At 45.5% G+C, this 13,242-nt stretch carries 14 protein-coding genes; 7 read left to right on the top strand and 7 right to left on the bottom strand.

What is annotated here, in order from left to right; genetic code table 11:
- The first annotated feature begins 13 nt into the window (after positions 1-13).
- Positions 14-496: an HPP family protein gene (locus NJR55_RS12325; RefSeq protein ID WP_253620221.1), complete on the top strand. Its 483-nt coding sequence runs from the start codon at positions 14-16 to the stop codon at positions 494-496.
- Positions 497-523: 27 nt separating this feature from the next.
- Here the strand turns inward: NJR55_RS12325 and NJR55_RS12320 are convergent, their stop codons facing one another.
- Positions 524-1,420, bottom strand: coding sequence for a LysR substrate-binding domain-containing protein (locus NJR55_RS12320; RefSeq protein ID WP_253620220.1), 897 nt, complete (start codon positions 1,418-1,420; stop codon positions 524-526).
- Positions 1,421-1,562: 142 nt separating this feature from the next.
- Here NJR55_RS12320 and NJR55_RS12315 point away from each other — a divergent pair, with 142 nt between their 5' ends.
- Positions 1,563-2,429: an SDR family NAD(P)-dependent oxidoreductase gene (locus NJR55_RS12315; protein WP_253620219.1), complete on the top strand. Its 867-nt coding sequence runs from the start codon at positions 1,563-1,565 to the stop codon at positions 2,427-2,429.
- Here NJR55_RS12315 and NJR55_RS12310 read toward each other — a convergent pair.
- Entirely contained in the window at positions 2,369-3,196 is an 828-nt protein-coding gene (locus NJR55_RS12310) for a helix-turn-helix transcriptional regulator (RefSeq protein ID WP_253620218.1), read from the bottom strand. The two genes, NJR55_RS12315 and NJR55_RS12310, sit on opposite strands and share 61 nt — an antisense overlap.
- A 98-nt stretch (positions 3,197-3,294) precedes the next feature.
- Here NJR55_RS12310 and NJR55_RS12305 point away from each other — a divergent pair, with 98 nt between their 5' ends.
- On the top strand, positions 3,295-4,473 hold the full coding sequence (locus NJR55_RS12305) for an MFS transporter (protein ID WP_253620217.1): 1,179 nt from the start codon (positions 3,295-3,297) through the stop codon (positions 4,471-4,473).
- A gap of 43 nt (positions 4,474-4,516) precedes the next feature.
- On the opposite strand, the gene NJR55_RS12300 is transcribed toward NJR55_RS12305, so the two are convergent.
- Positions 4,517-5,695: an MFS transporter gene (locus tag NJR55_RS12300; protein WP_253620216.1), complete on the bottom strand. Its 1,179-nt coding sequence runs from the start codon at positions 5,693-5,695 to the stop codon at positions 4,517-4,519.
- A gap of 98 nt (positions 5,696-5,793) precedes the next feature.
- Here NJR55_RS12300 and NJR55_RS12295 point away from each other — a divergent pair, with 98 nt between their 5' ends.
- Positions 5,794-6,699, top strand: a complete 906-nt coding sequence (locus NJR55_RS12295) for a LysR family transcriptional regulator (RefSeq protein WP_253620215.1) — start codon at positions 5,794-5,796, stop codon at positions 6,697-6,699.
- Between the two features lie 162 nt (positions 6,700-6,861).
- Here the strand turns inward: NJR55_RS12295 and NJR55_RS12290 are convergent, their stop codons facing one another.
- Complete coding sequence (locus NJR55_RS12290) at positions 6,862-7,431, bottom strand: CGNR zinc finger domain-containing protein (protein ID WP_253620214.1); 570 nt, start codon at positions 7,429-7,431, stop codon at positions 6,862-6,864.
- A 101-nt stretch (positions 7,432-7,532) separates the two neighbouring features.
- On the opposite strand from NJR55_RS12290, the gene NJR55_RS12285 reads away from it, so the two are divergent.
- Positions 7,533-8,477 (top strand): alpha/beta fold hydrolase, encoded by a 945-nt coding sequence (locus tag NJR55_RS12285; RefSeq protein WP_253620213.1) that lies wholly within the window; start codon positions 7,533-7,535, stop codon positions 8,475-8,477.
- A gap of 59 nt (positions 8,478-8,536) precedes the next feature.
- Here the strand turns inward: NJR55_RS12285 and NJR55_RS12280 are convergent, their stop codons facing one another.
- The gene (locus NJR55_RS12280) at positions 8,537-8,953 is read right to left on the bottom strand and encodes an Rrf2 family transcriptional regulator (protein ID WP_253620212.1); all 417 of its coding nucleotides are present in this window, start codon (positions 8,951-8,953) and stop codon (positions 8,537-8,539) included.
- Positions 8,954-9,070: 117 nt separating this feature from the next.
- On the opposite strand from NJR55_RS12280, the gene NJR55_RS12275 reads away from it, so the two are divergent.
- Positions 9,071-9,766, top strand: coding sequence for a class I SAM-dependent methyltransferase (locus NJR55_RS12275; protein WP_253620211.1), 696 nt, complete (start codon positions 9,071-9,073; stop codon positions 9,764-9,766).
- Here the strand turns inward: NJR55_RS12275 and NJR55_RS12270 are convergent, their stop codons facing one another.
- Positions 9,767-10,345, bottom strand: coding sequence for a TetR/AcrR family transcriptional regulator (locus NJR55_RS12270; protein ID WP_253620210.1), 579 nt, complete (start codon positions 10,343-10,345; stop codon positions 9,767-9,769).
- Positions 10,346-10,557: 212 nt separating this feature from the next.
- Between NJR55_RS12270 and NJR55_RS12265 the strand changes: the two genes are divergently transcribed.
- The gene (locus NJR55_RS12265) at positions 10,558-10,947 is read left to right on the top strand and encodes a RidA family protein (RefSeq protein WP_153850042.1); all 390 of its coding nucleotides are present in this window, start codon (positions 10,558-10,560) and stop codon (positions 10,945-10,947) included.
- A gap of 121 nt (positions 10,948-11,068) precedes the next feature.
- Here NJR55_RS12265 and NJR55_RS12260 read toward each other — a convergent pair whose 3' ends face one another.
- Positions 11,069-13,057: an oleate hydratase gene (locus tag NJR55_RS12260; RefSeq protein ID WP_253620209.1), complete on the bottom strand. Its 1,989-nt coding sequence runs from the start codon at positions 13,055-13,057 to the stop codon at positions 11,069-11,071.
- Positions 13,058-13,242: the final 185 nt, after the last annotated feature.

Raw genomic sequence — 13,242 nt, 5'->3', positions numbered from 1 at the left:
TAGGGTTTTACTTATGTATAAACGTCTTACTGCTTCTCGGTTTTCTGTTCCATTAATAGCGGGCTTGGGAGCGATGTTGTGTATTACCGTCTTAAGCGGCCTCGGCACAACTGTCGAGTCTTTTGTTTGGTTAATGGCACCTTTTGGAGCCACCATGGTCATCCTGTTTGGTTTACCGGAAAGCCCTCTGGCACAGCCGCGCAACATCATCATGGGGCATGTATTAACCACGGCAATTGGTTTGTCTGTCGCTTCTGTAGTAGGTGTTAGTCCCTGGTCTTTAGGGTTGGCAGTAGGCCTGGCGGTAGGTTTGATGCTGCTGACCGACACGACTCATCCACCCGCGGGAGCGAACCCGCTTGTTGTCATGCTAGCTGGCGAGCAATGGGACTTTTTGTTTATGCCAGTAGCAGCGGGAGCCGTTCTGATTGTCGTTTTCGGAGTCATATATCACCGACTAATTTCCGGGCATGATTATCCTAAACGGTGGTTTTAAGGGACGATCTTAGTAAGAGTATTCAGGTCATTGTTCTCCAATAGAGCGGACGAATGCCTTTGCTGATGGCGATAGGTGGCGGTGACTCAGGACCAAATCGAATTCGGGCTCAGAACCCGTTAATAGATGATAGCTTATCTGGTCTCCTCGAAAGCCACTCATACTTTGAGGGACCACGGATACTCCTGCTCCAACAGAAACTAACGACAGTACCGCGTGCATCCCGTGAGCCTCCTGAGTTACCGTCGGTACAAAACCAACGTTTGCACATAGTCGAATAACCTGTAAATGAAAGCCGCGCCCCTCAACCATTGGCCATAATATGAATGGCTCTTCTGAAAGGTCAGTCAGTGTCAAATTTGACCGTTTATTGAGGGGATGCCCTTTCGGAATAGCTAAGCACAAGCGATCATGATCAAAGGGTATTTGTTCAATGTCTTCAGCATTCACAAGAGGTGGGATCAAAATGCCAACATCCAATGCGTTATTGCGTAGTGCTGCGACCTGCGCTGCGGTAGTTGCCTCTTTTAGCTCAAGACGTACATCTGGATGACTCTCCCGAAAATCACGAATGACATCAGGTAATCTCCCATAAAGTGAGCTTCCCACATAACCCAGACGCACTAAACCAGTTCGTCCGGCAGCTGCATCTTGTGTGGTCGTGACGACTTGTTCTGCTTGTCTAAGAGTTTCACGTGCTTCATCAATAAAGTTCTTTCCCGCAGGAGTTAATCCAAGTACGCGTTTTCCACGCTCAATTAATGTAACACCAATATCATCCTCCAGCTTACGTATAGCACTGGTAAGAGGAGGCTGCGACATGTTCAGTCGTTCTGCGGCACGGTGAAAGTGTAATTCTTCTGCTACTGCAATAAATTGCTCCATTGCACGTAAAGTGATCCGTGCCCTGGTACCTATCTCCATTCTTGTCCTCACGAAGATTAATTTGAGCATCATATTTTTAATACTATAAATATATTACATGTAATTGAAAATAGTATTTTTTATATCGTTAGAACAATTTTATTCTATTTCCTCAATTACTTTCGTGAACGGAGGGAACGACATGGTGGATTTCGATGATCGAGTAGTATTAATAACCGGGGCTGGCCAGGGGCTTGGTTTCTCTTACGCCAGAACCATTGCTCAGCTTGGTGCGATGGTTCTGATCCAGGATATTGGTGCCGACTCCGATGGCAATGGAATTGACCCAAAGGTCGCAGAGGTTGCGGCAGAAAAGCTTAGGTTGGAAGGGTTGAATGTACAAGCGATTCCCGGAGAAATAGGGTCGCGTGAAGGCTGCCATAAACTTTGTAGGGACGCCTTAAGAATAAGTGGACGATTAGATGCTTTGATCCATAACGCGGGTTGGGTTGCTTATGAAAATATCGAGTTGATAGAGGAGAGTTCTTTTGATCATATGATGGCTATTTCGGCCAAGGCTCCTCTATGGCTCGCACAGGCGGCGTGGCCCACAATGAAAGATGCAGGTTATGGTCGGATCGTTGTGACGACCTCTTGCCGGGCCCTTTATCAGCAGTACGTTCAGAATGGTCTTGCATCATACGCCGCGGCCAAAATGGCTGTGGTGGGGCTGATGAATGTCCTTGCTTCTGAAGGAGAAAAGGACGGCATTATCGTTAATGCAGTTTCTCCAGTCGCCAAAACACGTATGTGGGGTATAGAGGGACAACCTGACGAGCTGCGCCCAGCCGAGGTGGCGCCCGGGGTCGCGTATCTAGCATCTGAGGAATGCGATGAAGGAGGATGGATACTTCGCGCCGCGAATGGGCAGTTTCATGCGACCAAAGCCGCTGAGGCCAAAGATGTCGACTATCCTAGAAATCTTCGAGCGACTAAAGCCTCAACAGCTCAAGAGGTTGCGAAGAACTGGTCGTCGATTGCTATTCCTTGTGTCGAGCCCCGCGCATAAACAACCAATCGCAAATGGCGATCAGCATCGACAGTCATCGAAGTATGTTCGAACGACATCGTTTCATTTTCTATCTTCATATCCCTGACGCCCTGACATGGGGCGTCGACATCGTGGCGATTCCACCATTGCCTGAAGTCAGGAGAAGCCTTTTTTAAATTGGTAACCAGAGCCTGAATATCTGTTTCTTGCGTTGCATGGGCGTAATCTCGCCTGAAGCTGGATAACATCTGAACGGCTTGACTGTCCCAATCTACTAGTCGTTCGCGAAGAACGGCATCTGTGAAAAGCATCCAGAGCAGGTTGCGTTGTCCAGGAGGGTGACGATTGAAGCCGAAAAGTAGATCTGCCTGCTCGTTGAAAGCCAACACATCCCATCTTAAGTTGAGTACATAGGCACCATGGGGTGAGAGATCTCTCATCAGCCTCAATATTAAAGGCGGAACTTCGCAAAAGGTCTTGCCAGGTTCTGGCGGTAGTCGGCCGTGGGCGAGCAAAAATAGATGCCTGCGTTCAGCGGCATCCAGTTTTAGTGCTCGCGCCAGATTATCGAGAAAAGAGGAGGAGGCACTAATATCACGCCCTTGTTCAAGCCACGTATACCAAGTCAGCCCTACACCTGAAAGCGCTGCAACTTCTTCGCGCCGCAACCCTGGTGTACGTCGACGACCTCCACAGGGAAGACCTACTTCTGTTGGAGATAGGCGCTCTCTCCGTGATTTCAGGAAAGTAGCAAGTTCGTGACGCTTGCGTTCTAGTTTACTCATCACATTCCTGTTGCTTTTAGTAATAGCATAAATGGCTAAATTGTAACACTTTAAACCGGCTCGTAGAATGCTCATTTTTCTTCACCGGAGAATCTACCATGAGTTTCAAAAGTACATCCTCAGTGTCGCCCACTGTTTACTTAATTGCATTAGGTGCTTTTGCGCTTGGCATGGCTTCTTACGTTACAGCCGGACTTATTCCAATGATTGAGCAAGCATTTAGTGTATCTACTGGTGTTGCTGCACAGCTTGTAACAGCTTTCACTCTCGCTTACGGCATAGGCTCGCCAATCGTTGTTGCTTTATTGCCTGGGGATCGTCAGCGAAATGGGCTATTGGCAGCCCTTGGCTTGTTTGTAATCTCAAACGCCGCCAGTGCATTGTCGACGGACTTTTTGTGGTTGCTTATATTTAGGGCGTTAGCAGGAGTTGGCTCGGGTGTTTACCTTGCGGTAGGGATTTCAGCCGCCGCAATGGTGTCGCCTGCCGGACGGGGCAAAGCTATAGCGGTGATTATGGGAGGAATGGCTGCGGGAACCGTTTTGGGTGTTCCTATCGGGCTTATTCTCGCAGAGCAATTAGGTTGGCCATCCGCATTTTGGTTGGTAACACTGCTGGGGGCAATTTCACTTACTGGACTTTTTTGGCGGCTGCCAGAATTATCTGGATCAGAATTTATCCCTTTGCGTCGGAAACTTTCTGTGTTGGTCGATGGTCAGGTAACCGTTATTCTGTCCGTATCATTACTTGCAGCTATAGCCAGTCTCGGAATGTACACCTTTCTGGCTCCTCTAATGTCGGCTCCGGAGTATGGCGGGGTAGAATCAATTACTCCTTTTCTTTGGGTGTGGGGTATCGGTGGTGTTGCTGGAAGTTTTCTGGTGGGACCTATGGCCGATCGTATTAAAGGTCCTCGGATGACTCTATTTATTATGTTAACCCTTGCTTTGTCCCTAGCGGTGTTACCGTTAATTGCATTCTGGAGTGTATGGTTGGCAATGGTTCTAATCTCGATCTGGGGAGCTGTCGGCTGGGCTTTGCAGGTGCCACAGAATAATCAGTTGCTCCACGTTAGGGAATCACAAGGTGATGGTAATCTCGCTGTTGCCCTCAATGAATCAGCTTTGTATCTTGGCAGTGCTATTGGAGCTGCAGTCGGAGGCTTGGCTTTAGCTCTTAGTCTGCCGATATGGTCGTTACCTGTTGGTGCTGCGATAATCGCGGCTATAGGGGCGTTGTTACAATTGATTAGTTTACGTGGAGATTCTAATAAATAACTGAAGGAGATCCATCCGGATCTCCTAATTTTGCAAATACTAATCAGCAAGCGGGATCGGTGACTTGTCTTTTCGTGTGACGACCACTACGCCGAAAAAATATCACCATTAACAGTCCTAGAATGGCAGTGAATGCACCAGCTAAAGGCACAGAACTTAGTCCAAAACCGGTGTTGATAATAGCAGCTCCGAGCATAGCACCAAGTGCATTGCCTAAATTAAAAGCACCTATGTTCATTGCTGCGGCAAGGTTTGGAGCTTCTTTGGCTTCTTGTACCACCAGGGACTGAAGTGGCGGTACGAGTGCAAAGCTGGCAATACCCCATAGAAAAATTAAAGGACCGACAATAGTTTTGAATGTCGTAGTTACTGAAAAAATGATTAATAATACAATTACAGCAATTAAAGAAGCGACTAGTGTCAAATTAAGTGACCGGTCGGCGTAACGTCCGCCCAGATAATTCCCAATTGCCAGACCGAGGCCATACAATACCAACATTGTCGTGACAAAAGCTGTGGAGGCATGAGTTTCAACTTGTAGAATTGGTACAATATAGGTAAATACAGTAAACATTGAGCTTGCGCTTACGACCGTTAATAGCAAGGCAATTAGAACAGGTCTTTGGGTCAGAACCCTGAGTTCATTTCTAATATCAGCTTTGTTCTCATTAGCAAGTGGTGGTAGCGATATCTTTAAGGCTATCATAGTCACTAATCCAATTACCGCAATAGCGAAAAATGCAGGACGCCAGCCAATCGTTTCACCAATATAGGAGGCTAAAGGAACTCCCCCTATGGTTGCAATTGTTAGTCCTGAGAACATAGCAGCCACTGCTCCAGAACGTTTTTCTATAGGTACGATGCTCATGGCTACAACAGAACCAACACCGAAGAATGCGCCATGATTAAATGACGTAATGAGTCGCCCGAGCAATAAAACGTTATAACTGTCAGCCAGCGCTGATATTAAATTACCGACTGTAAAAATCCCCATTGATAATAAAAGTAAGTTTCGACGAGACATATTCGCAAAGACCAAAATCATAAAAGGTGCGCCAATCAGTACGCCAAATGCATAGGCGCTAATGAGCAGCCCTGCTGTAGGTATAGAAACTGATAAATCACTAGCAATAATCGGTAACATTCCCATAGGAGAAAATTCGGTTACACCGATGCCAAAAGCACCAATGGCAAGAGCAAGTAGAGGAATATTGATTTTCATACAGAATCTCGTTAATTTGTGATGCTGTGGAATGTAACTAATTGAAGACCCCTGAAATAGTAGCTTCAGGTATATTCAGTTTTGCACTGGAATCACAAATGAAACTTGGAAGAACTGATAAAACTGCGGAAATGGAAACCTTTTTGTCCGTTGCGTGTACAGGGAGTTTAAGCGCAGCAGCCCGGGATTTAGGCCTGACGCCTTCAGCCGTTAGTCGAATTATGAGCCGAATTGAAAAACGTCTTGGTGTACGGCTAATCGTTCGAAGCACTCGTAGTTTATATTTAACCAGTGAAGGCGAATCTTACGCGCTTGCGGCGCGACGAATTTTAAAAGACTTGGAAGACACCGAAGCAACTATTGCTAGCCGGGGCAGCCCGAGTGGGAATATAAAAATTAGTACAGCAACGGCGCATAGCCGTCTCACCATCGTTCCCTTACTGAAAGAGTTTTTACACCGTTACCCTGACATCACGATTGAAATCGATGTTACAGATCAGATTAGTGACGTGAGCGCGGGCCATGTGGATGTAGCCATCCGTTTTGGACAACTACCGGATAGTGGGCTACATGCCCGCCGTCTAGGTGAAACAGGCAGAACCGTAGTCGCATCGCCTGAGTATTTAGCTAAAGCAGGTGTGCCAAAAACCCCGGATGATTTAGCACTTCACAATTGTCTGGATTTTAACTTCCGACGGCTTGAGCCCGGCTGGCCATTCCGTGAAAATGATCGTGAGTTTATGTTAACGGTAAATGGCAATATCATTGCAAACAATGGAGAAACCCTTGTTGAGCTTGCGTTGCAAGGCATGGGCATTACCCGCGTAGGCACTTTTCATGTGAGACAAGCTCTAGCAGAGGGACAACTTATGGCTTTATTAGAAGATTATAACCCTCAAGATCGCGAAGCTATCCATGCCGTGTTTATCGGCGGAAAAAATGTTCCGGCAAGAATACGAGTGTTCGTGGACTATCTGGTCGAAAAAATGGCATCACCTGTTTAAATCCGTCTGCTCTTAACAATGCAGTTATCATGTTTTCCTTAAATGCTCCTGCACCGTTTTTATGAGAATGTTTAGGAAAAAGGCTTTGTCAGTAATTGTTCCTGAAAACGGAAGCCTTCCGCGATGGAAGCGCTAGTTTATTTTTAGGTGATTATTACAACATTACTTTGTTCGGTTTCTTTTCCTATGAGCGGCAGCTTTCATGCGATTCCCACACAATGCCATGCTACACCACCGTCGTCTGTGAGACTTCGTTTGATCATGAAACATCAGTACGCAATCATCTGCCTCGCACTGTTTAACTAAACTGAAATCCAACTCAGTTAGCAAATTAAGAAACGCATGAGCTACTGGCTGCAAAAGTGCTTCTGGTGTGAGTTTTGCGTGGTGGTAATTGATGACAAATTTTTTCTCATTTTCCTGCCAGGCTATCTGCGGGTAGGGTGATGCCTTTTCCAGAATAGAGTTGGTGCATTTTGTTTCATAACCTATCCCTTTTTTAGCGTGAGCTATTGTCTGGCTCATTTCAGCGCGAAGTTCTTTCGCCAGAGGCAACAAATCAGGCAAGGTTTTATGTTGGTTTGTGCTGATCAGGTTAGCGGCTTGAAGCCATTCAAGTACGTTTTCTGCGTTTTCAAGTTTGTCTGAGTATTGCTCACCGACTCCAACCTCAGTGTTTACAAAATCCAGAGCTAGATTGTTAGCTACGAATATAAACTGCTCTGACTCCATAAATAACCACCTCGGAATAGTAACCTTTAAAATTATATTTGACAGGTTACCACTTTATTCCGTAACCTTCAAATTGGTATTTTAATGGTTACGGAGGTTTTATGAATAAGAAGTCAATTTCTGCAACAGTTTTAGCTGCAAGTTTAACCGCTGGAGCTTCTGGGGGAGAGGCTGTAAAAGTACCCAGTGAGGTAGCTTTTAAGTATGAGCAGGTAGATAACGTGAGAGTCTTTTATCGCGAAGCGGGTAACGAAGATGCTCCAACAGTATTGATGCTTCATGGGTTTGCAGCTTCGTCATTTATGTGGCGTGACGTTATAGATGCGCTTGCCGATGATTACCATGTAGTAGCACTAGATTTACCAGCCTTTGGCTTCACTGAGGTATCGGGTGATGATGAATACAGTTACACATTCGCAAATTTAACTGAAACCGTAGAAAAGTTCATTGAGCAAAAGGAGTTAAGAAAATTTGCTTTGGCAGTGCATGATTATGGGGCACCTGTTGGCTGGAGGCTGGCTGTTGATAATCCGGAAAAAATCACTGCTATTGTTTCTCAAAACGGTAACGCATACGAAGAGGGCCTCGCTGATGGGTGGAAACCAATTAAGAAATATTGGAATAATCCAACGCAGGAGAACCGGGAGGCTTTGAGCGACTTCCCTACACCCGAGTCCATTAAGTGGCAATATGAAGAAGGTGTATCTGACTTAAGTAGGGTTTCTCCGGACGGATACACACTTGAAGGTTTTCACATATCTAAGCCTGGCATGGCGGCTATTCAACTCGATTTGCTGCTTGATTATGCGTCTAATGTAGAGCAATACCCAGAATATCAGGCGTACTTTAGAAAGCATCAGCCACCACTTCTTGCTGTATGGGGGAAAAATGACCCGTTTTTCTTACCAGAAGGTGCCAAAGCCTGGAAACGGGATATTCCTGATGCCGAAATCCACCTGTATGATACGGGGCACTTCGCTCTTGAAACACATCACTCTGTCATTATTCCCGTTATAAAACAGTTTCTGGACAAGAATCTGAAATGATACTTTTTTAAAAGTAGATTAAGCTTGGTTGGCTACTTTCACTTGGCTGAAAGTAGCCTCTAGCTTTCTGAATCCGAGATATTTAAATCGTTAAGAGTAACCTTTGCAAACTTATCAAGTAACACTGCTTCTGCATCTTTCATTGTTTGCTCAAGCTGTGTGTTAACCGCTTTTTCTATCAAACATTTGGAATCAGGTTCAGTAAAGCCAATAGTAAATAGGTTTTTGTCACCTAAAGCCTTGTGTATGTCGAGTAGCGTTATCTCCCTCAATGACCGGGATAGTGACCATCCGCCGTTATGTCCTTTTACTGAGGTTACATACCCATTTTCACGAAGTCGTCCCATCATTCTCCGAACTACAACCGGGTTTGTCTTCAGCATTTTTGAAATAGTTTCGGATGTTACTGGATGAGGCTTCTGCCCAAGGTGTATTAATATATGCAGGGCTCGGGATAACTTACTGTCTTTTCTCACAATATTTTCTCGAATCTATTTTACATTCCACTTTGTAACTTTAATTGTTACATACTTAATGCTATTCTTCATGACACTTTAAATGTTACATGACATTAAAGGTTGGCTGGAGGGCGTGTGAATCAAGACGAACTTAAAGAAGCTTTTGATCAGCAAGCGGCTGGTTACGAAGAGCGACAAATGAAACTCGCTCCCGTATACGAAGGGAGCTACTTTCAACTTCAATGGGCTTTTTCTGAGTTACCTGACAATGCGAGGATACTCTGTGTGGGGTCTGGGGTCGGGACTGAAATATCTTATCTGGCTAAAAGGTTTCCTAACTGGCGATTTATTGCGGTGGAGCCTTCCGGTGGAATGCTTGATATTTGTCGAAACCGAGCAGAGCAGGAAGGGTTCAGTTCACGGTGCGTGTTCCATGAGGGTTATCTGGACTCGCTTTCAGGGTTAGAACCATGCGACGGAGCTACTTGCCTCATGGTCTCTCAGTTCTTTTTGGATAAAGAGGATCGCGTGTCCTTTTTTCAGTCAATTGCCAAAAGCTTAAAGCCCGGTGGCATTTTAGTCAGTTCAGATTTATCAGAAATGGTTGGCTCAAATGAATACAGCACTCTAATTAATTTATGGGCCAAAATGCTACATGGCTCAAATGTGTCATCTGACACGGTAGATAAGATACATTCTGCCTGGTTAAAGGATGTTGCAATTCTTCCTCCTGAAGAGATAAAACATCTCATACATAGAGGAGGCTTTGAACTGGCAGTCCAGACTTATCAAGCCTGCCTTGTACGAGCCTGGGTTGCGCGGCGTTTATAGCTAAAAGAAATCAGGACTCAATCTCTTTAGTCCTGACGCTAATAGTCGAAATGCTTCGATTGCTTTTGGGGTGACCTCCTGAGGGGTAGAGCTGGCAGCAATCCATAGGGCTGCATTGAGTGCAGAGCCATTAAGTAGTCTGGCAGCTGCCTCCGTGTCAACTTGCTTCATAACGCCTTGAGCTACTAGTTCCCTTACGGTCTGTCTGGTCGCTTCGAGGCAATTGCTCTGGCTAGGCCATTGTGAGGGGTCTCCCAGCACTGCCGGTCCATCAAGCAAAACAATACGTTGTACTTCAGGATCAAGTGCCATACGTATATAAGCTTCACCTTCCGCAAGCAGTCCTTCCCATACATTCTCGGCCTGTGAGCCAATTTCTTTCGCACGTAGTGCCATTTCTGTGTCAATTTGCTCTACAACTGCAGCGAGAAGTCCGCGTTTGTCACCAAAGTTGTGATACAAGGCTCCTCTTGTTAAACCGACTTCGGCGGTTAACTCATCCATCGATGCTGCCGTGTAGCCTTTCTCAGCAAAGGCTTTTCTTGCTGCTGAAATAATCTTTGCACGGTTTGCTGCCATTGTCTTTGTGCGCTGGTTCAACTGTTTACCCTTATTTCTATATACGCTATGTATATTAAATTGACATACGAAGCGTATAATTGTAGTTTACATACACGGCGTATATTAACCTAATCTAGTAACGCTTTGTACCGAAATCGCTGCCATTTGTGGCGTTCTGATAGCTAGCTTTAGCGGCTATTAGCTACTGTTAACTCAATGAGGTAAAAAATATGAACCAGCGTGAAGCAGTTTTCCCTGCCAACAGGCATAAGCTTTATGAAGAACACGGTTATTCAGCAGCTATTCGCTCGGGCGATCTATTATTTGTATCCGGACAAGTAGGAAGTCGTGAAGACGGTAGCGCTGAACCTGAATTTGAACGTCAGGTTGAACTGGCTTTTGAAAACCTGCAGGCGACACTAACCGCAGCCGGCTGCACACTAGATGACCTAGTGGATGTAACAACTTTTCATACCGACCCGGAGAATCAGTTCGATACCATTATGAAAGTAAAACAAAAAATGTTTAGCTCACCTCCTTACCCGAATTGGACGGCAGTAGGCGTGAATTGGTTAGCCGGTTTTGACTTTGAAATAAAAGTTATCGCTCGCATTCCTTAAACCTTTTGTATTCCTGATCGATCTGTTGTTTACAAAAGGCTTTTACAAACAGCTCCACCAATTCCATATAAAAAGCCGCTCATTCGAGCGGCTTTGTTGTGAAAAAACAGAACCTAACCTACTATTTGTCTTTGCTCGAGAAATTATCCCTCAGCGAGTTAACCCAGCTTGAAAATTTATGTATTAAGTCACCGCCTTTACCAAGCAGTTCCCTTAGCTCTTCTTCAAAGTGCGTTTGCTTTTTCTCCTCCGGTTCGGGCAGCGGAGGCAGTATGTGGGCAAAGTAGGTTTTGTCGAGTAAGCGGTGCAGCATACGTTCGCCAATAAAAGGCTTATTGCTATTGAGCGCTCTGGCACCTTTTATGATGTTACGAATGTCGTATTGCGTGGGGCTTATATCCGGCACCTGCTTGGGAATATTCAGCAGCTTATACACACCAATGCGGGCGGTGCGAATGGAGGCTTCCATGGTGAATATAATGTCGTTGCGAGTCTCTACAAATTGTCCCACTAGGCCTAAATTGGTGCAGCCTTCAGGCACTACTCTGGGTCTGTCGCCTGCTGCTCTGGGCATAAATTGGGCGGTAATATAAGGCATAAGCGCAATGCGTATTTTGGTGTTAGCAATAACCTCATCTAACTGGTCTTCAATATCCAAATGATGGCAAAGCTCGGTCAGAATTTCTTTGCCGGTACATTCCGGCATAGTTTTGTTTACAAGGTTCCCTTGCTTATCCATCAACAGGCCATATACCCATAATACCAATGTGTCGTCTGGCTGATCGGGGAAGTGCGGTTGGCGATTACAGGTAACGCTTAACAGCCAGTTAGAGTCAGTAAAAGTCACTATGCCGCCGGTTACTGTTCGACCTGAATATGGGTCGTTTACTGATAAGGTTTTCAGTTTATCGACAAGGGGGGAGGGCTTGCAGGTAAGGGTGGCCGACTCCCATATAGACTTGTCTACGTCACCATAAAATTTTTCTGGCTTACCGAAAACGGGAGACTTCTTGGCGAGGTTCTTCCATAAGTTCCAGCCACTTTCGCTACCCGGGTCATGCTTTTCACAGCTAAGCTCCGGCGCGTCATCCATACCGGCATAACCTGTATGTTCAGTCATTGAGCCGGTGAGGGCGAACACTAAATCATTCTTGCCAACTTCAATATATTGCTCTTCACCTTTAATAAAAGCCTGAATTCCGGTTACCGTCTTGTTGTCTCCGGTAAAGCTTATATCAAGGTCATCTACTCTGGCTTCAAAGGTAAATTTCACTCCTTTTTCACGCAGAAAATTGGTCAGTGGCTTTATAAAGGTGTCGTACTGATTGTATTTAGGGAACAGCAGAACAGACATGTCACCAAAGCCGTCAATTGAGTCCAGAAAACGATGCAAATACAGCTTGGTTTCCAGCAGGCTGTGGCAGTTTTTAAAAGCAAACATAGTACGGAATAAGAACCAGAAGTTGCTTTGCAAAAAGCCTTCACTGAAATATTCCTCAATGCTTGTGTCGTCTAACTCTTCCTTGCGTTTCAGCATTAATCGGATAAGTTCCCATTGCTGAGATTTACTCAGCCCCAGGTCTTCTGAGTCAAGAATCTCGCCGGACTTGTTAATTAAACGGGCCTTAGAGTAATTCGGGTCGTTGTCATTTATCATTCGGTATTCATCGAGAACCGAGTAGCCTTCAGGAAGTTCAAGGGCGGGAATGTCCTGGAATAGATCCCAGAGGGTGTCGTAGTTCCAGTTCATTTCACGACCACCGCGAATGATGTAACCGTCTTCGGGGTTACCCGCACCATCCATAGAGCCGCCTTCTACACTCATTTCTTCTAAAATAGAGATATTTTCGGCGGGCATATGACCATCGCGAATTAAATAAAATGCCGCGGCAAGCCCCCCGACACCACCACCAATTATCCACGCTTTACGCTTTTCGACTCCTGGAGTTGGTAAGGTTTTATGACGCGAATAGGGCGATATAAAATCCCCCGGTGGCAAAGTGTTAAGCGGTTTATGGCACCAAAAACCGCCTGTTGCGTCAGGCTCATGTTCAAAACCCTCTGGTGCGGTTGCCGAGATATCAAATTTCGCAATTGTCTTTTTAGCCATTACGGATTCCTTCCCTTACTGAATAGAAATACTTGCTGTTCTCGCTGATACCCTTAGTGGTATTGCGAACGGCACTTTCAGTATAGTCGGCATCAAGAGTTACCTAATGTAGTTAGATCAATTTAATTCCCGTTAATGAGTTTTCTCAGCTTTTACAGCTTAGCTTTGATCCAATAACCCCTCAT

It is taken from the genome of Idiomarina rhizosphaerae (genome assembly GCF_024159085.1).
Classification (GTDB): domain Bacteria; phylum Pseudomonadota; class Gammaproteobacteria; order Enterobacterales; family Alteromonadaceae; genus Idiomarina; species Idiomarina rhizosphaerae.
Note: the sequence above shows the minus strand (reverse complement) of the source record. Positions and strands in the feature narration are given on the sequence as shown.

Coding starts and splice junctions, on each gene's coding strand:
- NJR55_RS12325 (WP_253620221.1), top strand. CDS start 14: ATGTATAAACGTCTTACTGCTTCTCGGTTTTCTGTTCCATTAATAGCG.
- NJR55_RS12320 (WP_253620220.1), bottom strand. CDS start 1,420: ATGGAGATAGGTACCAGGGCACGGATCACTTTACGTGCAATGGAGCAA.
- NJR55_RS12315 (WP_253620219.1), top strand. CDS start 1,563: ATGGTGGATTTCGATGATCGAGTAGTATTAATAACCGGGGCTGGCCAG.
- NJR55_RS12310 (WP_253620218.1), bottom strand. CDS start 3,196: ATGAGTAAACTAGAACGCAAGCGTCACGAACTTGCTACTTTCCTGAAA.
- NJR55_RS12305 (WP_253620217.1), top strand. CDS start 3,295: ATGAGTTTCAAAAGTACATCCTCAGTGTCGCCCACTGTTTACTTAATT.
- NJR55_RS12300 (WP_253620216.1), bottom strand. CDS start 5,695: ATGAAAATCAATATTCCTCTACTTGCTCTTGCCATTGGTGCTTTTGGC.
- NJR55_RS12295 (WP_253620215.1), top strand. CDS start 5,794: ATGAAACTTGGAAGAACTGATAAAACTGCGGAAATGGAAACCTTTTTG.
- NJR55_RS12290 (WP_253620214.1), bottom strand. CDS start 7,431: ATGGAGTCAGAGCAGTTTATATTCGTAGCTAACAATCTAGCTCTGGAT.
- NJR55_RS12285 (WP_253620213.1), top strand. CDS start 7,533: ATGAATAAGAAGTCAATTTCTGCAACAGTTTTAGCTGCAAGTTTAACC.
- NJR55_RS12270 (WP_253620210.1), bottom strand. CDS start 10,345: ATGGCAGCAAACCGTGCAAAGATTATTTCAGCAGCAAGAAAAGCCTTT.
- NJR55_RS12265 (WP_153850042.1), top strand. CDS start 10,558: ATGAACCAGCGTGAAGCAGTTTTCCCTGCCAACAGGCATAAGCTTTAT.
- NJR55_RS12260 (WP_253620209.1), bottom strand. CDS start 13,057: ATGGCTAAAAAGACAATTGCGAAATTTGATATCTCGGCAACCGCACCA.